Origin of the sequence: Hoeflea sp. 108, from assembly GCF_000372965.1 — a bacterium.
Classification (GTDB): domain Bacteria; phylum Pseudomonadota; class Alphaproteobacteria; order Rhizobiales; family Rhizobiaceae; genus Aminobacter.
This window is the reverse complement of sequence record NZ_KB890024.1, coordinates 4,405,821-4,429,081: the sequence shown is the minus strand read 5'-3', so window position 1 is coordinate 4,429,081 and position 23,261 is coordinate 4,405,821. Positions and strand designations below refer to the sequence as shown.

The window sequence follows — 23,261 nt, the reverse complement described above, 5'->3', positions numbered from 1 at the left end:
GCTCAGTTGCGCCTCACATCTTTTCGCCAGGCAAGGCTCTGGCCTGCCTGACCCAGTCGTAGAACTGGGCCTCGTCGAACGGCTTGTCCTCGTAGATATCAAGATAACGCACGTCGGCCTGCTTCGACGTGCCGGGCGGCGGCGGCGAGAGCTGCGCGCCTTTGAAGAACGCGACCTTGACGTATTTCGTCAGGCAGTGGAAGCCGAGGAACCAGAGGTCCTTTTCGGTGCCGTAGAAGGGCGAGTTCCACTTCACCGCCTTGATCACGCCGGGCACCGCCTCGGTGACGAGGGTGTCGATGCGCCGCCCGATATCCTGTTTCCATCCGGGCATGGCGTCGATGTAGGACTGGACGACGGCATCGCCGTAACCCTTTGATATCTGCGGGTTGCCGCCCGACAGCAGTTTGGGCGCCGCATCCTTGGCCATCAGGCGCGTCCCTTGGCAGCCGGTAGGGCGTCCTGCCTGTCGCTGAAATAGGGCAGGAAGAACATGTAGATGCCAGTCGGGATCAGCACGGCCAGCGGCGGCAGGGGCAGGTAGTAGAACCACTCCGGTAAGGTGCTGAGCGCCATTCCGGCAAAGATCGATGCGACGATCAGGCAGAAGAGGAGCGAGGTCCAGCGATGGACCGTGCGGATCACTTGTCTCATTGCAAATACTCCTGGAATCGATGGTGCAGCGAGGTCAATCGAACCTGGCTATGACATTGACCAGCTGGTCGAAGAAGCGCGGCCAGCCGACAGACGCACCCTGGAAGTAGGCCTTCTGGGCGGAGGTGAAACCACGCTGCTCCATGCGCAGGCTGGTGCCCGACGCGGTGGGGGCCAATGTCCAGGTAACGATGCTCCGGAGGTCCTTGGTGTCCCAGCGATAGGACAGGGTGCGGTTCTCTTCGACCGTCTCAACCTCGCAGTCGACCTGGCCCCAGTCGGCGGAGAGCGTGAAGCGGCGGCCGGCCACCGGGCTGAAGTCGTTGTTCATCAGCCATTCGGCAATGAGATGGGGCTGGGTCAGCGCGCGCCAGAGTTTTTCGGGCGGATAGGGGAAATCGCGCTCGACCACGACCGAGCGCGTGGTGTCCATTGTTTCGGTCATTGGTCCATCCTCCTGAGCAAATTTTCGAGATCGTCGAAGCGGTCGGTCCAGAAGCCCGACATCTCTGATGTCCAGTCGATCAGCGTCTTCAGCGCATCGCGCTCGACGCTGTAATAGGTGTAGCGGCCCTCATGCCGGTCGCGCACCAGCCCAGCCGTCTTCAGGATCTTGAGGTGCTTGGAGACCACGGGTTGCGAGACGCCTGCCTCGGCCAGCAGGCCCACGACGGTGGTGTCTCCATTGCGGCAAAGGCGCTCGAACAGGCCGCGGCGCGTCGGATCGGAAAGCGCGCGAAAAATCGCGTCCTGAGGTTCCGTCATAACTCATACCCAAATGGCTATGCGATGATACATAGTCAATCGGGTATGGGTGTGTCAATGCGATCCCGGATCAGGAAATCCTGGGGCGGAGCACCTGCGCAAAACGCGGATGATCACGCAGGGCGTCGAAATCGGCGTCGCTGCGCAGCATGTCGATGGTGTTCTGCGGGACTTTCCTGCCGGCCTTTTCGAGGTAGTCCAGCGCCTGTTCGACCTCGCCCGACAAAGCGTGAATGCAGGCTGCGTTGACCTGGGCAATGAACTCGTCGGGTTCGATTGCCAGCGCTCGCGTCAGCCAGGCGTGCGCCTTTTCCCTGTTGCCCAGATAGGTAAGCGCCAGGGCGCCGCGATGCAGCGGCGCAGCATCTTCGGGATAGAGGGCCGTGGCACGTTGGGCTCGCTCGAAACAGACACCTGCCCACTCCAGCCGTTCCGGATCGTCCCGTTCGACGAAGGCGGCGATCATCATCGGCGACACATAGTCGTCCGGTCGGAGCCGGGAGGCCAGCTTGAACAGCGAGACCATTTGCTCCCGATCGTTGCGGAAACGTGCCATGGTCGAGGCGAAGAAGAAATTGGCGTCGTAGGAATTGGGGTCGATCGCCAGCGCCTGCCGGTAAGACTGGTCGGCTTGGGTGTAGTTTTCGTTGCAGAACAACGCAAAGCCCTTGGCCGTATGCGCTTCCGGCAGACCGGGATCGAGCTCCAGCGCCTTGTCGGCAATAGCCAGGATGGCATCCGCCGGGATGCTGCCGCCGCCATGCCAGTCGCGCAGATAGCAGTCGCAGATGACCAGACCGGCATGGGCGCGGGCATAGGAGGGATCAAGCTCGGCCGCCCGGGCGAACATGCGCCGGGCCAGGATGAGGCGTGATTTCGTCAGTGCCAGCGCCAGCTGTCGGCCGTGAAGCTCGCAGTGATAGGCCTCGACATTGGCGGTACGGGCCTGGTGAATGGCCTGCCTCTCCTCCGGCAGCAGTTCGAGTTCCAGGTGCCCGACGACGGCTTCGGTGATCTCGTCCTGGATAGCGAAGACGTTGGCAAGCTCACGGTCGAAGCGCTCTGCCCAGAGCAATTCCCCGGTCGCGCCCTCGAGCAGGCGCGTGGAGACGCGGACGCGCTGGCCCGAGAGACGAACGCTTCCCTCGAGGAGGTAGCGGACCCCGAGTTCGCGGGCGATCTGGTCGCCCCTGACGGCGTGCCCCTTGAAGGCGAAGCTGTAGTTCTTCGAGACGACCCTGAGCTTCCGGCTTTTGGCGAGCGCGGTCGTGATGTCCTCGGCGATTCCGTCGGAGAACCATTGCTGGTCGGGACCGGAGTTGTCGAACGGCAGAACGGCGATCGAAGGTCTGTCGGCCGGCGAGAGATCCGGAAGTGCGGTGTCGCCTGAGCGGGACGTGAGGCGCGCCGCATCGAGGATGTAGCCGCGTCGTGGCACGGTGCGGATCAGACCTTCCGCTTGCGGCCCTAGGACCATGCGGATGTCCTTCAGGCATTGGCTAAGCGAGTCGTCCGAAACGATGACATTCGGCCAGACGACCTCGATCAGCTCGTGCTTGTCGATGACCCTGCCGGGGTTGGTGACAAAGTAGGTGAGCAGGCAGAGGGATTTTGGGCGCAGTCTGAGTTCGGCAGCGCCGTTTCGCAGCGTGCCTTGCCTGAGATCGAGCGTGTGACCTGCGAATTCGAAAATCGACATGATCGGCATGGTCCGGCTGTCGTCACGCCACGATCATGCCCAAGGATCGCAGGTATTGCCACCGGCTGCGATCCATTCTCTTTTGCTGGTGCCGATACGGCTCGTAGCGGAAGTGGGCGCACCGCCTCCGCTACGTCGTCTTCTGGCTCGATCAGCCCTGTGGTGTCGCCGTCGCTTCTTCGTCGACGTCGTAGGCTTCGACAAGTTCAGGCTCTGCGTCGGCATAGGCCGGGTTGGGCGTAACGAGATCCTTGAGGGTTCCGCCTGCGCCGTCCATGCCGGCCGCGGCCAGCAGCGCGTCGATCAGCGGCTTGTTGCCGGTGAAGCGCAGCAGTTGGTCGGCGAGGTCGCCCGCGCCGGAGCGGTTGGCGCCGTCGCCGCCCGAGCGGCCGGCGGAGAAGCCCTGCGTGTCGAATACGCGGATGCTCTCGATGCGGCTTGCCGGCTCCATCAGCGCCTTGAGCGCTTCCGGCAGCATGCTGATGCGGGCCTGGGTCAGCTCGAACTGGATCATCTTGTCGGACAGCGTGTTCGACGCCTCGTTGCGGGCCCGGATGGTCTGGGCATGGGCCTCGCCCTCGACCTGGATGCCTTCGGCGCGCACCTTCATCGCCTCGGCGCTGGCACGTGCCTCGACGAGCGTCGCCTCGGCACGATCCTCTGCCGCGGCCTTTTCGGCGGTGGCGCTGACGGTGACGGTGACGGCCTCGGATTCGGCCGCCTCCTGCGCCTGCAGGATGGCGATCTGACGGTTACGGTCGGCGATTTCGCGCTCGCGGGCCGTCTGCACCTTTTCGTGGGCCGCAACGCTCAGGGCCTCTGCCTCGCGCGCCTTGGCCTCGGCGCGCAGCGTCTCTTCGCTCTTCTTGGCGATGGCGACTGCCATGGTCTGGCGGCTCAGTTCGACATCGCGTTCGGAGTTGATGCGGGCCTCTTCCCTGGCCTTGCTGGCGGCAGCCGAACGCTCGGCGATCTCGCGCTCACGCTCGATCTGTGCGCTCTGCTCGGCAAGCTTGGCGTCTTCCTCGGCCTTGGCCTTCTCGGCGCGGGTCAGCGCTTCCTTGTTGGCGACGTCGCGCTGCTGGTCGAGGCGGGCCTCTTCTTCCTGGCGCTTGAGGGCGAAACGCTGCTTGGCGGCTGTCATGTCCTGCTCGGCGATCGCCACTTCGGTCTGACGGGTGATCTCGTTGCGCTCCTTGCGGCGTTGCTCGGTGATGGTGGTGAGCTTGGCCAGGCCGACGGCATCGAACGCATTGGTCTCGTTGAAGAACTCCTTCGGCGTCTGGTCGAGGCCGGTGAGGCTGACCGATTCCAGCTCAAGACCGTTGGAGCGCAGATCGGTCTCGACGGCGTCCTGCACCGCCTTGACGAAGTCGGAGCGGCTTTCATGCAACTGGTCGAGGGTGTTGCGGGCAGCCACTGAGCGCAGGGCATCGACGAGCTTGGCTTCGACCAGATCCTGGATCGCCTTGGGGTCGTTGACGCGGTCGCCCAGCGTCTGGGCGGCCAGGCCGATGCCGTCGTCGGTGCCGTCGACACGGACGTAGAATTCGGCACGGATGTCGACGCGCATGCGGTCGGCGGTGATGAAGGCATCTTCGCGGCGGCGGTCGACCACCAGCTTGACGGTGTTGAGCTTGACCCGTGCCAGCGCATGGACAACCGGCAGGATGAGCGCGCCGCCGTCCTTGACGACGCGGCGCCCGCCGACGCCAGTACGGACGAAGGCCTCGTCACGTTCGGCGCGGTGGTACAGCCGGCCGAAGGTGAAGCCGATGGCGGCAACGATGACCGCAACGATAGCGGCCCATATCAGGAATTCCTGGATAGCTTCCAAAGTCCGCTCCTATTTTGACATGCAGATGTGACGTGCAGGCCGGCTGTGCCGACCAGAAAACCTAAGGCCCCTGGTCGCTTCACTCGCTGGTGAAGGGGATGACCAGAAAGATGCGATCACTGCCGGGCACGGCCGAAACCACGACCACCTCGGCCCCCTTGTCGATAACGCTGCCAGGGTCGGCGGGCCGCGCCTTGACGGTGTGCAGGTCGCCGTGCTCATCGCGAACGCGGATTGCGCCGGGCACACCGTCGTCGAGCGGGCCAAGGGTGACAATGCCGCGCCGGCCGATCATGTGCTCGCGCGTCACCGCGTAACTTTCGTCACGCGGCAACACCTTGGCGATGCCGTTGCCGACCAGCTTGGTGACGCCGACCGCAACGGGTGCTGCAACTATGGCGTAGGTCCAAGCCGGCAGGGCCGAGATCGTGCCGTCGAGCAGCATGCCTGTTGCACCGAAGCTGGTTAGCAGCAGCATACCGAGAATAGAGAACGGCACGCGGCCGAAGTTCAGCCAGTCGAACAACTCGCCGATGCTGGTACCGTCGATCATGTCGGCCACTGAATCGCCGAGCGAGACGCTGCCGGCGAAGTAGACGACAATTTGCAGCACGCCGAGGCTCAGCCCGGCGAGCAATGGGTAAAGATAAAGCGTTGAGGCGGACGTGAAGTCCTGAAGCATCGCTTATTCCTTGTTCTCGATCTCTTCGCGCAGGGCGGCCAGCCGGTCGTCAATTCTTCGATCTCGCCCGAATGCCTCGAGCTCGGCAAGATCTTCGCTGCGGGACGCACCCGCCGGCAAGTCGGTCAGCCGGCCGACGGCGCTGAGGGCAGCGGCGATCCTGTCTTCAGGGGAGGGGTGACGGATCGCGGCGGCCGTGGCCTGGCCCTGCGTCTGATGCTGGCTGGCGCGGCGTGCGATCTTCACCCGCTCCTCGGCATCGCGGCGGGCTGCGGCAGCGGCATTGAGGGCGGCTCTGGAGTCCGCAATGCGGACATCGACATCATCGACCAGCTTGTCGATGGAAGCGACCTGGGCATTGATATCGTCCTGGCGGCCTATACCTGCACGCGCCAGGTCTTCACGGCCGGAACGCAGTGCAACACGGATGTTGGCGTCGAGCCCGACATGTTCCTCAAGTAGATCTTCGCGCTGCATGGCATAACGCTTGCGCTCGGCGATGAGCGCGGCAAGGCCGGACTTGAGCTCGTCGGCAGCCTTGTCGATCTCGCGGATGGCCTGCTCGGCAACCGCTTCGGGTGCCTTGCGCTCGAGGCTGTCGATGACGGTGGTCACGAGGCCTGCCGCGAGGCGGGACACTCGACCGGAAATGGACTCGGTCTGCATGGCGTCGATCTCCTTGTTTTGCATCTCTCGGGAAAGAGGCACTGACAGCGAATAGGTTCCATCCTGCCGGATGAGGTGAGAAAGTGAAATCTTTTCAGTTGTTTCGCTGTATCCTGTTACCAGGAAACTGGCGATCAGGCGGCCGTGGAGGGTGGCCAGGGATACGCTGTCCACGCCCTTGAACGACATCAGCTTTTCGTCGAGCGGCAGCCGGTCCGCCGACCACAGGCCGGCGGCGTATTCGCGGATACCGTTGGTCACCAGGCGGGCAGGCAAGCCTGTCTGCAATCTGATCTGCTCGTAGGCCAGGCGCTGCAGTTCGAAAGTGTCGGCACGGTTGGACGGCGTGAGCGCATCCAAGATGTCGCGAACGCCTGCATAGGCACGAAACGTATCGGCAAGGTCGTTGCGGCCGCTTTCATCTAGGATAAGCTTGTAGTTCGCAGACTTCATGCTCAACTCCTTACTTCAATCACTTAGGAGGTGATTTTGATTTTGTCAAGAAAATCACCGATACGGTGATTGAGCGCATTTCCTGGCGATGCAGGTGGCGCGCTTCGCGAGCCAGGCGCCCATCGCCGCCCTTGCGAAAGGCTGGGGCAGTGTTGCACAACGGGGCATGTCCAAGACCACTCCCGCTACGCTCGTGCTCTCCAAGTCGGGCATCCCGTTCGCGCTTGCGACCTATGACTACGATGCCGGGGCCGAGCGTGTCGGGTTGCAGGCGGCCGAGGCGATGGGGGTTTCACCTGGCATCGTGCTCAAGACGCTGATGGTCGAGGTCGACGGCAAACCGGCCTGCGTGGTGGTGCCCTCCGACCAGGAGGTCAACATGAAGAAGGTGGCGGCGGCCTTCGGCGGAAAGGCGGCGCAGATGATGAAGCCCGACAATGCCGAGCGGTTGACCGGCTACAAGGTCGGCGGCATCTCCCCCTTCGGCCAGCGTAAGCAGGTGCCGACTGCTATCGAGGAATTGGCGACGCTGGAGGACGAGGTCTTCCTCAACGGCGGACAGCGCGGCCTGCAGATCCGCATGCGCCCGGACGACCTGATCGCCGCACTGGGCGCCAAGGTGGCCGACCTCATCCGCTGAAATCGGCTTGAAGGAGCTGGCCGCCTGGCGGCGGATTTTTGCACGTGCCGCCAGGAGCGGAGCGCGGTCGGGGGCCTGACGCGCAGATCCGTTACCCCCGGCGTCCTGCGCTACTTGCGCGCGTCGATGAAGTGCTGCTTCAGCCGCGTTACCTGTTCCGGTGACCAGTCCTTGACGTCGGTCACCTCGAGCCAGGCATCGATATAGTGCTCAGCGGCGTAGACGTGGCCATGGCCCATGGGCGAGGTGGTGCCGATGGCGATGTCGAGGACGAGTTGCAGGAAGGTGACGACCGGATACCAGCGCAGTTCGGGCGAGACATCGGGGCCGCGGGGCGTCTTCATCCAGTCCGGCTCGCGGTAGAAGGCGTGCGCGTCGAAAAAGGTGATCGGGTCGCTGGCATATTGCAGGTAGACGATGCGCAGCGGGCCCCAGACGGCGCCGGGAATGGCCAACGCGTTCTTCTGGGCGGTGAAGCGGACATAGGAGCCGTCGCGGAACTCGGGCAGCCATTGGGGCGTGCCGGGATTACGGTCGGTGGTGATGGCGTTCCAGATGCGACTGGGGAAGGGTGGGCCGACCCATAGTGCGCCCTGGTAGGGATCGCCCAGCACCTCGAACAGCTCGTTGGACAGCTCGGACGAGAGCGCGCCGAGACTGAGGCCGTAGAGATAAAGCTTCGGCCGTGTCTCCTTGGGCAGGGTGCGCCAGTAGCCATAGACCTCGGTGAACAGGGCGCGGGCCTGCTCGGCGCCGTAGCCAGGCTCGACCAGCAGCGACAGCCAGCTGGCCAGATAGGAATATTGCGCCGCGACACTGGCGATGTCGCCATTGTGCAGGAACTCGACGGGATCGATGCCCTGTTCATCGACCCATCCGGTGCCGGTGGGCGTGATGATGACAAGGGCCGAGCGCTCGAAGCCGCCGGTGCGCTTGAGTTCTTCGAGTGCGAGGCGGGCACGCTCTTGTGGCTTTTCGGCGGATTGCAGCCCGACATAGACGCGGACCGGTTCCTTGGCTGGCTTGCCGGTGAGTGCCCCAATCTGGGCAGCGGTCGGCGCGGTTGCGACGTAAGAGCGGCCCATGCGGCCGAGATCCTGCCAGCGGACAAGCGAGGCGGCACTGCCGGTCTTGGCCGGATCGGTCGGTTGCCGCTCGTCCGGCGGCATCAGGCGGTCGAGGCGCTGGAACGAGCTGTCGGCAAAGCGCAGGCCATAGCGGAAGACGACGCCGTCGGCGATGGACCAGAAGACGATGACGGCGATGGTGGTGCCGACGACATAAGAGACACGCTTTGGCACGAAGCGGTTGAGGTGCCGTGAGACGAAATAGAGCGTGATCTTGAACAGCCGGGCGAGTGTGATGAGGATGACGAAGGTGACCAGCGCCAGCGCGCCGACCTCGAGCGGATGGACGCTGTCGACCGGCTCGAGGCCCATGACTGATCGGATCGAATTCTGCCATTCGGAGGCGCGCCACAGGAAGGCAAGGCCGATTGCGGCGCAGGCGACTACAGCAACGATCTTGGAGATGCGCAGGAAACGCGCCTTCGGCTCGGGCAGGCCGAGATAGTGCCACAGCCAGCGCAGGAAGAAGCCGACACCGTAGCCTGCGGCGGCCGAGCAGCCCGACAGCACGCCCTGGGTGAGATAGTTGCGCGGGATCAGCGTCGGCGTCAGCGAGGCGGCGAAGAACAGGGTGCCGATCAACAGGCCCGTCAGCGAGAACGAGTACCAGTATCTGACGATCCAGTTGCGCAGCATATTCCGGTGCCCCTCATGCAATCAGGGGCAACTTGCCTTGAGGTTGGCGTGCAGGCAATGGCACAGCGTCCAAATCTGCGGGTGCGGAGGATGAAGCGTCGTCGCGTTCCCAATACTGCTCGACGGGCTCATGGCGTGTCGAATGGTGAGCCTGTCGAGCCACGAGGGCGCTAGACTCCGATGCCTCGAGCCTTCAGCGCCTCCGTGATTTCGTCGAGGATGGCAGGATCGTCGATGGTAGCGGGCATTTTCCATTCCTCGTGGTCGGCGATCTTCTGCATGGTGCCGCGCAGGATTTTTCCCGAGCGCGTCTTGGGCAGGCGCTTGATGGTGACCACCATCTTGAAGGCGGCGACCGGGCCGATGCGGTCGCGGACGAGGCCGACGACTTCTTTTTCGATCGTTGCCATGTCGCGGGAAACGCTGGAATTCAGCACGATGAAGCCGCAGGGCACCTGGCCCTTCATGGCGTCGGCAATGCCGATGACGGCGCATTCGGCGACATCGGGGTGCTCGGCCACAACTTCCTCCATGCCGCCGGTCGACAGGCGGTGGCCGGCGACGTTGATGATGTCGTCGGTGCGAGCCATGATGAAGAGGTAGTTGTCGTCGTCGATGTAGCCGGCATCGGCCGTCTTGTAATAGCCGGGGAACTCGGCGAGGTACGCGTTGAAGAAGCGCTCGTCGGCGTGCCACAGTGTCGGAAGGCAGCCGGGCGGCAGAGGCAGCTTGACCACGACATTGCCAAGCGTGCCGCGCGGAACGTCATGGCCGGCATCGTCGAGCACACGCACGTCGTAGCCCGGCATCGGCACGCAGGGCGAGCCGTATTTGACCGGCAGCAAGCCGAGCCCGACAGGGTTCTGGCTGATCGGGTGGCCGGTCTCTGTCTGCCACCAATGATCGATGACAGGAACCTTCAGCTTCTGCTCAGCCCATTTGATGGTTTCGGGATCGGCGCGCTCGCCGGCGAGAAACAGGGTTCGGAATTTCGTGAGGTCATACTGCGGAACGAAGAGGCCTTGCGGATCTTCCTTCTTGATGGCGCGGAAGGCGGTCGGCGCGGTGAACAGGGCGACGACACCGTGTTCCGAAATGACCCGCCAGAACGTGCCGGCGTCAGGTGTGCCGACCGGCTTGCCCTCGAACAGGATGGTGGTGGCGCCGTGCAGCAGTGGGCCATAGACGATGTAGGAATGGCCGACCACCCAGCCGACATCCGATGCGGCCCAGAAGACCTCGCCCGGCCTGACGCCGAACTCGTTCTCCATCGACCATTTGAGCGCGACCATGTGGCCGCCATTGTCACGCACTACGCCCTTGGGCTGGCCCGTGGTGCCCGAGGTGTAGAGCACGTAGAGCGGATCTGTGGCGGCGACGGAGACACATTCGGTGGTGCGGCCAGCGGCGCGTGCCGCCCCCACCGCCTCGGCATAGTCGAGGTCGCGGCTGGCGACGAGGTCACATGGCAGCTGAGGGCGCTGCAGGATGAGGCAGCGCTCGGGCTTGTGGGCCGAGAGTTCGATCGCCTGGTCGAGCAGCGGCTTGTAGGCGATGACGCGGCCGGGTTCGATGCCGCAGGACGCCGAGACGATCAGCTTCGGTGTGGCGTCGTCGATGCGGGTGGCGAGTTCCTTGGCGGCGAAACCTCCGAAGACGACCGAATGGATGGCGCCCAAGCGAGCGCAGGCGAGCATGGCTATGGCTGCTTCCGTCACCATCGGCATGTAGAGGATGACGCGGTCGCCCTTGCCGATGCCGTGGTCGCGCAGCACGCTGGCCAGCGCATTCACCTCGGCCAGAAGTTCGGCATAGGTGAATTTCTTGATCGTGCCGGTGATTGGGCTGTCGTGGATCAGTGCCACCTGGTCGGCGCGGCCGGACGCGACGTGGCGGTCGAGCGCATTGTAGCAGGTGTTGCATTCGGCTCCGGTGAACCAGCGGCCATAGACGCCCGCACCGGCGTCGAACACCTTGTCCCAGGGCTTGGACCAGTCGATTGCTTCTGCCGCCTCGGCCCAGAACCGCTCGGGGTCACGCGTCCAGCCGTCATAGACCTCATGATAGCGAGATGACATGGCGTCTCCTTCCCAGGATGTCTTTGCCCTCGAGGGCCTTTTATGGTTGGCGGATTTTGTAATGTCCTTGCGGCGGCGGCGTCCATTTGACCTTGGTTTAACAGCGGCTCCGAAAATGGTGTTTCGACCGTCTTTTCGAGGCGCTTCCGCGCAAGGCCGCTGTTCTCAATTCGTAGCGCCCACTTTAGCAGATCGCCGGCAGCGTGGGGCGCTTTGACAGCGGCGCGCGAAATTGGTCAAAGACGGCATGTCCAAAGCGCTGTCGCTCGTCATCATCGCCATGATGGCCATCCAGATCATCAAGCCGCTCGGTCTGCCAGGGCTCAGGCAGCGACGCGATTTCTGGAAGCTTGCGGTAGCAGCGCTTGCGGCGATCTCGATCACCGCACTTCTCGGGCACTAGAGCATTTCCGCTTTTCTTCGAATCGCAAAAATCCTCTATCTCTTTGTTTTTGCGCAATTCCGGACGGAAAACCGCGGCGCACTTTTCCTGGAATTGCTCTAGAAGGCTGGCGCCAGGCCCTGCCAGGAAATATGGGCGCCGAGGACGGCGAGCCCGGCAAAGAACCAACGCCTGAAGGTTTCCGGTTCGATGCGGCCGCGCAGCCAGCCGCCCAGCCACATACCCAGCAATGCCGGCAGCACAGCGTAGGCCGAGATGCCGAGCGATTGCATGGGCACCGCGCCGTTCATCCAGAGCCCGACGGCAAGTGCTGCCGTGGAGACGGTGAAGGACAGGCCAAGTGCCTGCACCAGGTCGTCGCGGCCAAGGCCAAGGCCGCCGAGATAGGGCACGGCCGGAATGACGAAGACACCGGTAGCGCCCGTCATCACTCCGGTTGCGGCGCCGACGAGCGGGCTGGCCCAGGGCTCGATGGCGGGGGGCACCGACATGCGCAGCCTGAGCAGTCCGAGCACGGCATAAGCGAGAAGCACAAGGCCGAGGCTGGCCGTGACCGTAGTCGTATAGATGCTGGTGATGAGGCCGCTCGAGGCGAGGGTGGTGAGGAAGACCGCAACCATCATCGGCCACAGGCGACGCGTCAGCGCGGAGACATTCGGGCCGGCCAGCAATTGCCAGATGTTGGTGACGAAGGAGGGCAGGAGCAGGATCGCGGCGGCCTGGGCCGGCAGCATGACGAGGCCGAGCAGCCCCATGGCGATTGTCGGCAGGCCAAGCCCGACGACGCCCTTGACCAATCCGGCAAGAACAAAGACCGCACCGACTGTTGCGACCAGCAGTAAGGGCTCCAGCATGAAGCGAAGATGCATCGATCCCGGAGTTGGGGCAATGGAGGGCGAGGGGGCCGAGGCAAGCGGCGCCCGCACACTTGCCTCGGCTGCAGAACTCGCCGGAGAGAAACCCCTTCCCCACCCCGGCGAGCCTATTCCCGATCTGATGCAGACCGGGTCCGGCTTTCACCGGCAACCGAAACGTTGCATCAAGCGTGCCAGCCGGGTGTGTGCCGAAATGGGATAAAGACGGTTCAAAGTGCCATTGTCGCCTCGTTGACGATGCCGAGGCGGGCTTCGATCGCAGCTATCTCTTCTGGGGTATCGGCGTTCGCCACCTCGATGTCGATGAACAGTTGCTCGAAGCCACCTGGCGTGACGATGGCGAACATCTGGCCGGGCTCGTCGCCGATGTTTTTCCAGGAATGCTCGACGAAGGGCGGCAGGGTTACCACCGTGCCGGCCGGGGCGTCGAACTCGTCACCGCCGCAGCGAAACCTGTAGGTGCCCTTGATGACGCGGAAGACCTCGGTCTCGCGTGTGTGGGTGTGGGGCTCCGGGCCCCGGCCGGGCGGCGTGAAGGTCTCCCACATACCGAAGGCGCCGTTGGTGTCGGCAGCGGTGGCGTGGATAACGACCCTGGCTCCGAAGGGCGCGCGGCCAAAACGCTCGCTGCCGGGCAACGAGACTACGGCCTTGTCAAACTGGGACATCCTCTCCTCCATCCCGAAACGGCACAAGAATACCACTGAAACGGAGCGGCTGCGACGCGGCTACAGGAGAGGTGCCTGCGCCAACTTGCGCTGACGCCGTGACCTATCGCGCCTCACGGACATTGGTTTCACATTGGCGGCTGCAAGCGGCCGAGGGCATCCGATGAAAATCCTTGTATTCCAGCATCTCAGGGTCGAACACAGCGGCATCTTCGCCGAGTTCTGGCGCAATGCCGGGCATAGTGAGCACATCGTCGAACTGGACGAGGGCGAGGCGATCCCCGACCTCGACGGCTATGACATGCTGGCTGTGATGGGCGGGCCGATGGATGTGTGGCAGGAGGAGCAGCACCCTTGGCTCGTGCCTGAAAAGGCGGCGATCAGGCATTGGGTGCGCGAGCTCCGGAGGCCCTATCTCGGCATCTGCCTAGGGCACCAGCTGCTGGCCGATGCGCTGGGCGGTAAGGTCGGGCTGATGAAAGCGCCGGAGGTCGGGCTGGCGACGGTCGAATTGACCGAAGCGGGCCGCCGCGACCGGCTGTTTTCCGGCGTCGAGCCGAAGATCGAGACATTACAGTGGCACGGCGCGGAGGTGTCGATGCTGCCGGAAGGCGGAGAAGTGCTGGCCGGGAATGCCGCCTGCGCCATCCAGGCGATGCGCGTCGGCCTCAATGCCTACGGTTTCCAGTATCACATGGAGATCACCGACCGTACGGTTGGAGACTGGTCGAAGATCCCCGAATATGCGGCGAGCCTGAAGCAGGCGCTTGGGGCGGAGGAGGCGGGGCGTCTCGCCCAGACGGTCGCGCCTTATCTACAGGCGTTCCGCAAGACGGCCAGCCGCATCAACGACAATTTCTTTGTCGCCACGGGTGGTTGAGGGGTAGGTGGGGTGGCGGGCGCCGACGTGGCCGGTTGTGTTCGAGGGCGTATGGCCCTAGGCAGGCATGAACCGGAACAAGAGGACGATGCATGCCCAGACCGACGAACTACAATCAGGAACGCCGCGACCGTGATCGCGCCAAGGCGGCGAAGAAGGCCGACAAGCTGGCCGCCAAAGCCGAGGCAAAGTTGCGCGGCAAGACCGGCGCGGATGCCCAGCCGGAGCCGGAAGGCGACACCGAAGAGTAGGGCTTCGATGCACCGGTGGGTGCATCGGGACGCCGAACTATTGCACCCGGCCCGTGATCGTCGGGCCGGTGCGCCGATCAATCCTTGTCGTTGATGAAGATGCCGGCCTCGCGCGCCGCAGCGACGAAGGCCCGCCGGGCAGCCATGGCCGGCTTTTCGCCCGAGATGGCGTCGGAGCATGCCTGAAGGGCTGCGCGATGCTTGGGGCTTTTCTTGCCGGGCCAATTGTTGAGCAGGAAAGCCGAGGCCTCCTTGGCACTGCGCAGCAGCAGCGGTGTGCCGGCGGCATCGCCCTTTACGGTGACGGGCGTTTCAAACCTGATATTTTCCATCGCCGCTCATACGCCAAACCGGCGCGGGAAGCGAGGCGGATTAAGCCAAGCGACGCCAAGCGCCCGCACAGGCCATTTTAGCGGAAGGATATATGCTTTGGGGCCTTGTCGGGCTTTGGCTGCCGTGACAGACAAAACCTGTCATTTCAGGCAATGAGACAACATTTCATGTCCAGCATTTCAGCAATCAAGGCCAGTTTTTGTGGTTTGACCTTGCATGGTCTTGCGCTTGCGCCGGCGGCTGGCTTTGGCACGATGGCCGCCTTGGACTGAAGCCGGCAACCGCGGCCGTAGGGCCAGAACAATCACATGCGTTTGTGCGTCTGTCGGCCGATCGGGCAGCGGGACGTGCATGGGAGGAAAGCCGGCAAGGCCGGGCGCGTGGCGGACCGTTGGGGTTCGTCGCATTGGGGGACTACCTATGTTTCCGAAAATCAGAACCGGCCTGATCATCGCCGCGCTCGTCGGCTTGCAGGCCACGTCGGCGCTGGCGTTCGGTGCGATTGCCGTCAACGACTCGCAGGGCACGTCGGCCGAAGAGGCCGGCTACGGCCTGGGTTGGGGTTCGACGCAGAAGGAAGCCGAAAACAACGCTGTGTCGGCCTGCAAGGCAGTGGGCAACGACACTTGCGAAGTCGCGGTCTGGTTCGAGCAATGCGGCGCCTATGCCGGCGACCGGGTCAGTTATGGCATCGGCTTTGGCGAGACCAAGAAGATCGCCGAGAGCAAGGCGCTTGAAGACTGTCCGAACTGCAAGATCATCGTTTCGGAATGCCAGTAAGCTCACGCGTCCTCCCGGACGCGCAAGGGTGCTGCAAACCCTGAATTCGTCCATGATCCCTCCCGAGAATCGATTCTGGGTTTCGTGAGCATGGCACTAGACTACGGCTGCGCGGTTGGCGCGGCCGCCACCCGTTCAAGATGGGATGAGGAAAAATGAAACAGGTCCTGTCAGCCGTTTTCGGCTTTTTGCTTGCAAGCGCCGCGCCGGCCCTTGCCGAGGGTGACCGCTATCGGGCCTTCAGCACCACCGCCGAGAGCATCACCGGCGACATCACGATGGACGATTTCTCCATCACTTTCGCCAATGGCGAGGGACTGAAATTTTCGGCTTTGCTGGGCGATCATTTCGTCGTCGACGGCCAGCGGGTGAACGCGTCGGTCTACAGTGTCGAGACGCCGTCCGACCCCGAGTTGGAGAACGGCAACCGACTGTGCGGGGCGGGCGACGTTTCCTATCTTGCGACCTGGTCTGGCGGCGAGGGCCTGACGGTCGTTGCAGTGTTCACCGGCGACGAGCCGCCTGAAAGCAGCGACGAGATGTGTGCGTCGTACACCTACATGGACTAGGTCCGTCGGCGTGACTGCGGTCCCGCCTGCGTGGGCGCTTGGGAGCAGGCGCGCGTGGTGGTTTGGTGGCGGCGTCGCTGCTCAGGGAGATGCGCCATGCCAGACGGCCTGACGTTGCTTGCCAACCGGCCCGAGGCCTTTTCGGAGCCGGAACTTGCCGCCTTCGCTGCGCTTGTGGCTTCGGGTGGACAGGTGCCGACCGACGGGCTCGCGCACAAGGTGCGGCAGGCGGAGCTGCTGGTTACGATCTCCGACGGCGACAGCATCGTGGCCACCTCGGCGATCAAGACGCCGTCCGATGACTATCGCGCCTACCAGTTCGCCGAGGCCGGTTCGGTGCTCGATCCCGAAAACTTCCGCTGCGAGTTCGGCTATGTCGTGGTCGCTCCCAGCCATCGAAATCGGGGGCTGGGCCAAATGCTTGCCGAGAAGGCCCTTTCCTCCTGGGGCACGGCCCCTGTTTATGCGACGACGCTGATCGGAAACGCAGCGATGCATCGGGTGCTTGAGGCGAACGGTTTCGTGCGAAGCGGTGCGGCCTATCCCGATCTCGACGCGCCTGACGACCTCCTGCATCTGTTTGTGAAGACCGGGACCTGACATGACCATGGAAGCGGGCGGGGACATCAAGATCCCACAAGGGGTGCAGACGGCGGCCGCCATGGTGGTGGCGCTGGGGACCTATACGCTTGTCTACTACGTTGCCGTCAGTCTGGTGCTGGTCGCCCAGGATGCCTTTCCCGATCTGTTTGCACTCGTGTTGATGGGCGTCCGGCCGAATGTCGTGCAGATGATCGCCGCCGTCTTCGGCGCGGTATCGAGCATGTGGATTGCCAAGGCGGTGTGCGACCTGACGCTGACCCCGTATCAACAGCGTCCAGTGTTCTGGATGTTCACTGGCGTGCTGGGGGCGATGACGCTGGGCAAATTCGGGGCGCCGTCGATGGGACAGCAGATGGCCGTGGTGACGCAGTTCGTGACGGCTGTGGGCATGGCCTACGCGCTGTTCTGGCGGGAGGGAAGGATGCCCGATATCATAGATGAGGGACCAATCGACTGACGGCCGGCGAGGTCTTGGCTCTTCTGGGGGGAAGATCATGCACGACGAAGGTGTTGCCCGCGTCGCGTTCGGGCCGAAGACGCTGGGCGCCATGTTGCTGGCGCTTGTCGTCTATGGTTGCCTCATACGTCGTCATGCTGGCGGTGACCTTGGCGGGTGGGGGTGCTCGCCTCCGCTGCGCAGTGGCTGCTTGGTGATCCAAATGCGCCGCTGATCCGCCTCATCGGTGCGGCCCTCGGCTCGGTCGCCGGAATGTGGTCCGCGCGCCACGCCTGCGATATGGCCTTCGACGCGTATCAGCCGCGCCCGGTGTTCTGGATGTTCGTGGTTGTGTTGCTGGCCGCTGCCGGCAGCCGGGTGTCCGGCAATCTGGATATCGCACAGCTTGTGCTCGGTGTGTGCAATATCTGGCGGCGCTGGTGGCTGCCTTCTTTTACTTCTGACTACGCGCTCGCCGATCACGACGACAACCGGAATGGTTCGTTCTGATTGAGCCCCGGTTGCCGTTGACCAAAAGCCCCGGATCGCTCCGGGGCTTTTTCATTTCAGGCCATGAGGGCGAAGGTTACGCAGCCTTTTCCAGCGCGGACTTCCACTGGCCAAGGGCTGCCAGGTGGTTCATGTGGGCGCGGTGGGTGAAAGCGGCCTGGCCGGCGGCGAGGTTTTCGACCTTGCCCGACCATGCCTTCTGCGGCGCTGCCTGCAGCGCACGGCCGTAGGAGAAGGTCAGCTTCCACGGATGCGGGCCGATGGCGTTGATGGCGTTGAGGTTGGCGGTCGCCTCTTCGTCGGACTGGCCGCCCGACAGGAAGGCGATGCCCGGGACCGCAGCCGGAACCGTCTCGCGGAACAGCTTGATGGTCTTTTCGGCGATTTCTTCGGCGCTGGCCTGCTTGGCGGCCTTCTTGCCGGAGATCACCATGTTCGGCTTCAGGATGGTGCCTTCGAGCACGACGCGGGCGGCGTAGAGCTCGTCATAGAGATTGACCAGCGTCGCCTTGGTGACGTCGTAACAGGTGTTGATGTCGTGGGCGCCGTCCATCAGCACTTCCGGCTCGACGATCGGCACGATACCGGCTTCCTGGCAGAGCGCCGCATAGCGGGCGAGGGCCTGGGTGTTGGCCGAGAGCGAATAGGTCGACGGCACGTTCTTGCCGGTGTCGATGTCGATCACGGCGCGCCATTTGGCGAAGCGGGCACCGAGCTTGTAGTAGTCGGCAAGGCGCTCGCGCAGGCCGTCGAGGCCTTCGGTGATGGTGTCGCCCGGGAAGTTGACGATGGCCTTGGCGCCGGCGTCGACCTTGATGCCGGGGATCGCGCCGGCGGCCTTGATGAGTTCGACCAGCGGGGTGCCGTCGGCAGCGTTCTGACGAATGGTCTCGTCGTAGAGGATGACGCCGGAGATGTACTTGGTCATCGCCTCCTTGGTGCGGAACATCATCTCGCGATAGTCGCGGCGGCTGTCGGCCGTCGACTCGACGCCGATGACGTCGAAACGCTTCTTGATGGTGCCGGAGCTTTCGTCCGCAGCCAGAATGCCCTTGCCGTTCGCCACCATGGCGACGGCGATGTCTTCGAGACGTTCGCTCATACAATTACCTCCTGGTCAGATGCGGCGCGCATAGCAGATGGTTTTCCCGAACGGAATGCCGTCGGGAAGCCTATAACCGATTGAAATTATTTCAATCGTTTTAGCTACGAGCGAGGTTTTTGCATGGATGGCAAGTATATGAACTTATAGTTTTTTGATTGTACGAAAGTACATATTGGCGTCTGAAGCGGCTGAACCCGCCTGATCTGCGAGGGGCTTGCTACCAATTATATAAGTAAGTGCTAAAATATATGCTTCCGTGTGTGTCCACGCGTGACACGATGGGAGGATGCCATGGCCGATGGAGGAATGAACGTCACCAAATTCGAGACCAAGTCCCACAACGAGCCTGATGAGGTCCGCTCGCCTGCCAAGACGCGCGTCGAGGTGGTGCGGCTGGCAGGTTTCACGCTTGGGCGGCTCAACATGGAGCCGGGATGGCGGTGGTCGGAATGCGTGAAGCCGGTGGTCAAGACAGACAGCTGCCAGGTGTCGCATGTCGGCTATGTCGTCTCAGGCACGCTGACGGTGAGGCTGAATGACGGGACGCAGAAGACGCTGGTGAAGGGCGCGTCCTACACGATCCCGCCCGGCCACGATGCCTGGGTCGAGGGCAATGAACGCTTCGTCTGCATCGAGGTGATGAGCGCCGAGCAATACGCCAAGCCGGCTTAGGCGGGCCATGGCGAAGGTTGCGGCGAGGTGAGGGGCGAGGCGGGTTGAGGTTAGAGCCCTCCCTCGCCTTGCGAGGGAGGGCTCCCGCTCGGCGTTACGCCTTGAGCACTTCGACACCAGGCAGTTCCTTGCCTTCCATCCATTCGAGGAAGGCACCGCCGGCGGTGGAGACGTAGGAGAAGTCGTCGGCAACGCCGGCATGGTTGAGCGCTGCCACCGTATCGCCGCCGCCGGCGACCGAGACGAGCTTGCCGGCCTTGGTGCGGGCTGCCGCATGCTGGGCCGCCGAGACGGTTGCCTTGTCGAAGGGCGCGATCTCGAAGGCGCCGAGCGGGCCGTTCCAGACCAAGGTCGCGGCACGGTCGATCCAGTCGTTGATCGAGGCCACTGTCTTCGGGCCGACGTCGAGGATCATGGCATCGTCAGGCACGGCATCGATGGCGACGACCTCGTTGGCGGCGCCTGCCTTGAACTCGCGGGCAACTATGCCGTCCGACGGCAGGATGATGGCGCAGCCCGATTGCGCCGCCTCGATCATGATCTGCTTGGCAGTGGGTGCCAGGTCATGCTCGCACAGCGACTTGCCGACATTGGTGCCGCGCGCGGCGAGGAAGGTGTTGGCCATACCGCCGCCGATGACGAGTGCGTCGACCTTCTTTACCAGGTTCATCAACAGGTCGATCTTGGTCGAGACCTTGGCGCCGCCGACAATGGCTACGACCGGCTTGACCGGGTTGCCGAGGCCCTTTTCCAGCGCCTCGAGCTCGGCCTGCATGGTACGTCCGGCATAGGCAGGCAGCTTGCGGGCGAGGCCTTCGGTGGAAGCATGCGCCCGGTGGGCGGCCGAGAAGGCATCGTTAACGAAGATGTCGCCGTTGGCTGCCAGCTGTTCGGTGATGGCGGGATCGTTCTTTTCCTCACCCTTGTAGAAGCGTGTGTTCTCGAGGAGCAGGATGTCGCCGTCTTTCATGGCCCCGACGGCCGCGGCTGCCTTCTCGCCGATGCAGTCGGCGGCAAAGCCCACCGGGCGGCCGATGACCTCGGACGTCGCCGTTGCGATGGGTGCCAGCGACAGGGCCGGATCCGGACCTTCCTTCGGGCGGCCGAAATGGGCCAGCAAGATGACCTTGGCGCCCTTGTCGGCGAGTTCGGTGATGGTGGGAGCGATGCGCTCGATGCGGGTCGCATCCGTCACCTTGCCGTCGGCGACTGGCACGTTGAGGTCAACGCGGACCAGAACCCGCTTGCCGCTGACGTTGCCGATGGTGTCGAGAGTCTTGAAGGCGGCCATGGGGTTCCCTTTCCGATGGAGAGATCGCGCGGACCATACAAATCGCGGGCGCGGATGCAAGGTTTGCGCAGGGGCGTGGGCGAAATTTTGATGCTGGCTGCTCTTCCGGTCGCGGCCATGAGCGGCTATCGCCGGGAAAACAAGGGGTAAGCATGCGCATCGCGGTCACCGGCACGCACGGCAGCGGCAAGACGACCCTCATCGACGACTTCATTGCCGCATATCCCGGCTATGAGCATGAGCAGGAGCCCTATTGGGCGCTGGCGCAGCTAGGCACGCCATTCGCCGACGGTGCAACATCGGCCGATCTCGAGGAGCAACTGGATCAGAGCTGCGGGATGATCCTGGCTTCAGCCGCGTCGCCTGACATCGTCTACGACCGCTGCCCGCTGGATTTCATCGCCTATCTGGAGGTGGTCGCAGTGCAGGAGGGATTCGAGTGGACGCCGAGCGGCAAGCTGCTCGGCAGGATCGAGAAGGCGCTCGGGTCACTCGACCTCGTGGTCTTCCTACCGCTGTCGCGGCCGGATGAGATCGACGTGGCGATTGAGCTTCCCCGGCTGCGCAGCAAGGTGGACGCGCGGCTGAAGGCGATCATCCGCGACGATGAACTTGGTCTGCCCGAAGACGGCCCGAACATTATCGAGCTGCGTGGGACGCGGTCGGAGCGGCTGGCGCGGCTTGGGGCCATCCTGGCCGGGTGAGGATGGTGCAGCTTGCTGCGTCGTCCCTGACGCGCCTCAGGCGTCCTCGGATAACCCTTCCGAGGTCGTTGCGGTCTCCTGCTTGGGGGCTTTGTCCTTGCGCCTGGCGAAGAAGCGGCGGATGCGGTCGCTGATTTCGCCGCCGCTGAGAAACACCGGCACTGGCGGCGGGGGCGGGGCGGGCTCGATGGAGAGGCCGACCGAGACGATGCGGCCCTTTTCGTCGACGTCGCGGACGATCAGATCGATCAGGCCGAGCGAGACGCGGTCGGCATATTCGACATGGCCGCGCAGCCGCTGCTTGATGAGGTCGGCGATGGTGAGCTTGCGCTCCTCTTCCTTGACGGTGGCGCCATAGACCGCTTCCAGCTCGCCGGCGAGGTGGGTCTGATCGACGGTGAAAGCGCCGAAGAAATCCTCGTCCTCGGCATCGACCTCGGCGCGGCTGGCAAACAACCGGTCGAGCAGGCGCGGATAGCGGTCGGGCACGAAGATATAGACGTTGTCGCCGGCCTGCAGGCGACCCATGTCCTGGAAGCGCATGGAGCGACCTTCGCGGACCACCAGGGAAGGGCGGGCCCAGCGCGGGATGCGCTGGCCCTTGGCGACGGGGCTGCCAGGCACGACGCGATAGGCGAGCAATTCGTGATGGGCCGAGCCCGGAAGCTCGAGTTCGACCTTGTCGAGCGGACCGTAGCGCTGCGGCACGATGAGGCCGAGGCGGCGGGCCAGCGGGCCGACCGTCCAGCCCTGGATGACAAGCGAGGTCAGGACGATGATGAAGGCAATGTTGAAGATCGCCCGCCCGTTTTCCAGTCCGCCGAGCAGCGGCGTGATGGCAAGCAGGATCGAGACCGCGCCGCGCAGGCCGACCCAGGAGATGAAGGCGGTTTCCTGGCGCGGGATTTTGAACGGGATGAGGCAGAGCCAAACGGCCACCGGTCGGGCGACGAACATCAGGAACAGACCCAGCACCAGCGCCGTGACCAGGATAGCGGGAAACTGCGATGGTGTGGCGTAGAGGCCGAGCACCAGAAACATGATGATCTGAGCGAGCCAGGACACGCCCTCCTGGAAGCGTTTCAGCGTCGACACTGCGCGGATGTCGGAGTTGCCGGCGACGAGGCCGGCGAGATAGACGGCGAGGAAGCCCGAGCCACCGACGGCGCCGGCGGTGGCGAAGACCAGCAGCGACAGCGTCAGCACGAAGATGGGCAGGAGCCCGCGATCGAGATTGAGCCGCTCGACCAGCTTGACGATGAGGAAGCCGCCGAGCAGGCCGATGGCGGCGCCCAGGATCATCTGGACGAAGAAGCCGATGACCAGGTCGATGAGCAGGAGGTCGGCGTCGGGCTTGGCGCCGAGCGCGATGATCTCGACCAGGGTGATGGTGAGGAAGATGGCGATCGGGTCGTTGGTGCCGGACTCGATTTCGAGCGTCGAGCGGACGCGTTCGCGCAGGTTGATGTTGCCGGCGCGGAGCAGGAAGAACACGGCGGCCGCGTCGGTGGAGGCGACGGCCGCACCGAGCAGGAAGGATTCCAGCCAGGTGAAGCCGGTGAGGTAATAGGCGGCGACGCCGAAGATGACGGTGGTGATGGCGACGCCGATGGTGGCGAGCGTCAGCGCCGGCATACCGGCCTGGCGCAGCACGCCAAGCGGCGTGCCGAAACCGGAATCGAACAGGATGACGGCGAGCGCTATCGAGCCGACGAAATAGGCGAGGTGGGCGTTGTCGAAGACGATGCCGAGGCCATCGACGCCACTGGCGAGGCCGATGCCGAGGAAGAGCAGCAGCAAGGGGGCGCCGAAGCGGAAGGCGATCAGGCTCGAGAAGGCCGCTGCCACCACCAGCGCCGTTCCGACCAGCGTGATCAGATATATCGCCTGTTCCATCCCGCCCCGTCCACAATGCAGCTTTGGAGCCTGTTCCATTCCAACCAG

Annotated in this window: 27 protein-coding genes; 11 read left to right on the top strand and 16 right to left on the bottom strand. The window is 63.8% G+C overall.

Annotated features, from left to right (window positions below; translation table 11 throughout):
• Positions 1-13: 13 nt before the first annotated feature.
• From B015_RS0121990 to B015_RS0121955, 8 genes are all read right to left on the bottom strand, one after another.
• Positions 14-430, bottom strand: a complete 417-nt coding sequence (locus tag B015_RS0121990) for a DUF1801 domain-containing protein (RefSeq protein ID WP_018429898.1) — start codon at positions 428-430, stop codon at positions 14-16.
• The gene (locus tag B015_RS0121985; RefSeq protein WP_026227583.1) at positions 430-654 is read right to left on the bottom strand and encodes a hypothetical protein; all 225 of its coding nucleotides are present in this window, start codon (positions 652-654) and stop codon (positions 430-432) included. The genes B015_RS0121990 and B015_RS0121985 overlap by 1 nt, the downstream gene beginning before the upstream one ends.
• Positions 655-688: 34 nt before the next feature.
• The gene (locus B015_RS0121980) at positions 689-1,099 is read right to left on the bottom strand and encodes an SRPBCC domain-containing protein (RefSeq protein ID WP_018429896.1); all 411 of its coding nucleotides are present in this window, start codon (positions 1,097-1,099) and stop codon (positions 689-691) included.
• The gene (locus B015_RS0121975; RefSeq protein WP_018429895.1) at positions 1,096-1,419 is read right to left on the bottom strand and encodes a metalloregulator ArsR/SmtB family transcription factor; all 324 of its coding nucleotides are present in this window, start codon (positions 1,417-1,419) and stop codon (positions 1,096-1,098) included. Before B015_RS0121975 ends, B015_RS0121980 begins: the two co-directional genes overlap by 4 nt.
• 70 nt (positions 1,420-1,489) lie before the next feature.
• Complete coding sequence (locus B015_RS31390) at positions 1,490-3,118, bottom strand: tetratricopeptide repeat protein (protein ID WP_198292872.1); 1,629 nt, start codon at positions 3,116-3,118, stop codon at positions 1,490-1,492.
• A 151-nt stretch (positions 3,119-3,269) separates the two neighbouring features.
• Entirely contained in the window at positions 3,270-4,955 is a 1,686-nt protein-coding gene (locus tag B015_RS0121965) for a flotillin domain-containing protein (protein ID WP_018429893.1), read from the bottom strand.
• A gap of 79 nt (positions 4,956-5,034) precedes the next feature.
• On the bottom strand, positions 5,035-5,637 hold the full coding sequence (locus tag B015_RS0121960) for an OB-fold-containig protein (protein ID WP_018429892.1): 603 nt from the start codon (positions 5,635-5,637) through the stop codon (positions 5,035-5,037).
• A 3-nt stretch (positions 5,638-5,640) separates the two neighbouring features.
• Complete coding sequence (locus tag B015_RS0121955) at positions 5,641-6,756, bottom strand: PspA/IM30 family protein (RefSeq protein WP_018429891.1); 1,116 nt, start codon at positions 6,754-6,756, stop codon at positions 5,641-5,643.
• Between the two features lie 166 nt (positions 6,757-6,922).
• Between B015_RS0121955 and ybaK the strand changes: the two genes are divergently transcribed.
• Positions 6,923-7,396: a Cys-tRNA(Pro) deacylase gene (gene ybaK, locus B015_RS0121950; protein ID WP_026227582.1), complete on the top strand. Its 474-nt coding sequence runs from the start codon at positions 6,923-6,925 to the stop codon at positions 7,394-7,396.
• A gap of 110 nt (positions 7,397-7,506) precedes the next feature.
• Here the strand turns inward: ybaK and B015_RS0121945 are convergent, their stop codons facing one another.
• The gene (locus B015_RS0121945) at positions 7,507-9,159 is read right to left on the bottom strand and encodes an alpha/beta-hydrolase family protein (RefSeq protein WP_018429889.1); all 1,653 of its coding nucleotides are present in this window, start codon (positions 9,157-9,159) and stop codon (positions 7,507-7,509) included.
• A gap of 170 nt (positions 9,160-9,329) precedes the next feature.
• Positions 9,330-11,237 (bottom strand): propionyl-CoA synthetase, encoded by a 1,908-nt coding sequence (locus B015_RS0121940; RefSeq protein WP_018429888.1) that lies wholly within the window; start codon positions 11,235-11,237, stop codon positions 9,330-9,332.
• A 247-nt stretch (positions 11,238-11,484) separates the two neighbouring features.
• Between B015_RS0121940 and B015_RS33650 the strand changes: the two genes are divergently transcribed.
• Positions 11,485-11,640 (top strand): hypothetical protein, encoded by a 156-nt coding sequence (locus B015_RS33650; protein ID WP_018429887.1) that lies wholly within the window; start codon positions 11,485-11,487, stop codon positions 11,638-11,640.
• Positions 11,641-11,738: 98 nt separating this feature from the next.
• On the opposite strand, the gene B015_RS0121930 is transcribed toward B015_RS33650, so the two are convergent.
• Both B015_RS0121930 and B015_RS0121925 read right to left on the bottom strand, forming a co-directional pair.
• A complete protein-coding gene (locus B015_RS0121930) occupies positions 11,739-12,509 on the bottom strand; it encodes a sulfite exporter TauE/SafE family protein (protein ID WP_018429886.1) in 771 nt (256 codons plus the stop codon).
• A gap of 215 nt (positions 12,510-12,724) precedes the next feature.
• Entirely contained in the window at positions 12,725-13,183 is a 459-nt protein-coding gene (locus tag B015_RS0121925; RefSeq protein ID WP_026227580.1) for a cupin domain-containing protein, read from the bottom strand.
• A 163-nt stretch (positions 13,184-13,346) separates the two neighbouring features.
• Here B015_RS0121925 and B015_RS0121920 point away from each other — a divergent pair, with 163 nt between their 5' ends.
• Both B015_RS0121920 and B015_RS33645 read left to right on the top strand, forming a co-directional pair.
• Positions 13,347-14,063, top strand: a complete 717-nt coding sequence (locus tag B015_RS0121920) for a type 1 glutamine amidotransferase (RefSeq protein WP_018429884.1) — start codon at positions 13,347-13,349, stop codon at positions 14,061-14,063.
• Positions 14,064-14,155: 92 nt separating this feature from the next.
• Positions 14,156-14,314 carry a hypothetical protein gene (locus B015_RS33645; protein WP_018429883.1) on the top strand — a complete coding sequence of 53 codons (159 nt, stop codon included), beginning with the start codon at positions 14,156-14,158 and terminating at the stop codon, positions 14,312-14,314.
• 77 nt (positions 14,315-14,391) lie between these two features.
• Here the strand turns inward: B015_RS33645 and B015_RS0121910 are convergent, their stop codons facing one another.
• On the bottom strand, positions 14,392-14,646 hold the full coding sequence (locus B015_RS0121910; protein WP_018429882.1) for a DUF982 domain-containing protein: 255 nt from the start codon (positions 14,644-14,646) through the stop codon (positions 14,392-14,394).
• A 421-nt stretch (positions 14,647-15,067) separates the two neighbouring features.
• Between B015_RS0121910 and B015_RS33080 the strand changes: the two genes are divergently transcribed.
• The 5 genes from B015_RS33080 to B015_RS0121885 all read left to right on the top strand — a co-directional run bounded on the left by B015_RS33080 (position 15,068) and on the right by B015_RS0121885 (position 17,545).
• A complete protein-coding gene (locus B015_RS33080; RefSeq protein WP_018429881.1) occupies positions 15,068-15,427 on the top strand; it encodes a DUF4189 domain-containing protein in 360 nt (119 codons plus the stop codon).
• A gap of 155 nt (positions 15,428-15,582) precedes the next feature.
• Positions 15,583-15,996 carry a hypothetical protein gene (locus tag B015_RS0121900; protein WP_018429880.1) on the top strand — a complete coding sequence of 138 codons (414 nt, stop codon included), beginning with the start codon at positions 15,583-15,585 and terminating at the stop codon, positions 15,994-15,996.
• A 96-nt stretch (positions 15,997-16,092) separates the two neighbouring features.
• Complete coding sequence (locus tag B015_RS0121895; protein ID WP_018429879.1) at positions 16,093-16,596, top strand: GNAT family N-acetyltransferase; 504 nt, start codon at positions 16,093-16,095, stop codon at positions 16,594-16,596.
• A 1-nt stretch (position 16,597) separates the two neighbouring features.
• Positions 16,598-17,056, top strand: coding sequence for a hypothetical protein (locus tag B015_RS0121890; protein ID WP_026227579.1), 459 nt, complete (start codon positions 16,598-16,600; stop codon positions 17,054-17,056).
• 156 nt (positions 17,057-17,212) lie between these two features.
• Positions 17,213-17,545 (top strand): hypothetical protein, encoded by a 333-nt coding sequence (locus B015_RS0121885; protein WP_198292871.1) that lies wholly within the window; start codon positions 17,213-17,215, stop codon positions 17,543-17,545.
• A gap of 76 nt (positions 17,546-17,621) precedes the next feature.
• On the opposite strand, the gene B015_RS0121880 is transcribed toward B015_RS0121885, so the two are convergent.
• Entirely contained in the window at positions 17,622-18,647 is a 1,026-nt protein-coding gene (locus B015_RS0121880; RefSeq protein WP_018429876.1) for a class I fructose-bisphosphate aldolase, read from the bottom strand.
• A 294-nt stretch (positions 18,648-18,941) separates the two neighbouring features.
• On the opposite strand from B015_RS0121880, the gene B015_RS0121875 reads away from it, so the two are divergent.
• On the top strand, positions 18,942-19,322 hold the full coding sequence (locus B015_RS0121875; RefSeq protein ID WP_026227578.1) for a cupin domain-containing protein: 381 nt from the start codon (positions 18,942-18,944) through the stop codon (positions 19,320-19,322).
• Positions 19,323-19,416: 94 nt separating this feature from the next.
• On the opposite strand, the gene B015_RS0121870 is transcribed toward B015_RS0121875, so the two are convergent.
• Complete coding sequence (locus tag B015_RS0121870; RefSeq protein ID WP_018429874.1) at positions 19,417-20,613, bottom strand: phosphoglycerate kinase; 1,197 nt, start codon at positions 20,611-20,613, stop codon at positions 19,417-19,419.
• Positions 20,614-20,765: 152 nt separating this feature from the next.
• On the opposite strand from B015_RS0121870, the gene B015_RS0121865 reads away from it, so the two are divergent.
• Positions 20,766-21,317 carry an AAA family ATPase gene (locus B015_RS0121865; RefSeq protein ID WP_018429873.1) on the top strand — a complete coding sequence of 184 codons (552 nt, stop codon included), beginning with the start codon at positions 20,766-20,768 and terminating at the stop codon, positions 21,315-21,317.
• Positions 21,318-21,353: 36 nt separating this feature from the next.
• On the opposite strand, the gene B015_RS0121860 is transcribed toward B015_RS0121865, so the two are convergent.
• Positions 21,354-23,213, bottom strand: coding sequence for a potassium/proton antiporter (locus B015_RS0121860; RefSeq protein ID WP_018429872.1), 1,860 nt, complete (start codon positions 23,211-23,213; stop codon positions 21,354-21,356).
• Positions 23,214-23,261 lie beyond the last annotated feature (48 nt).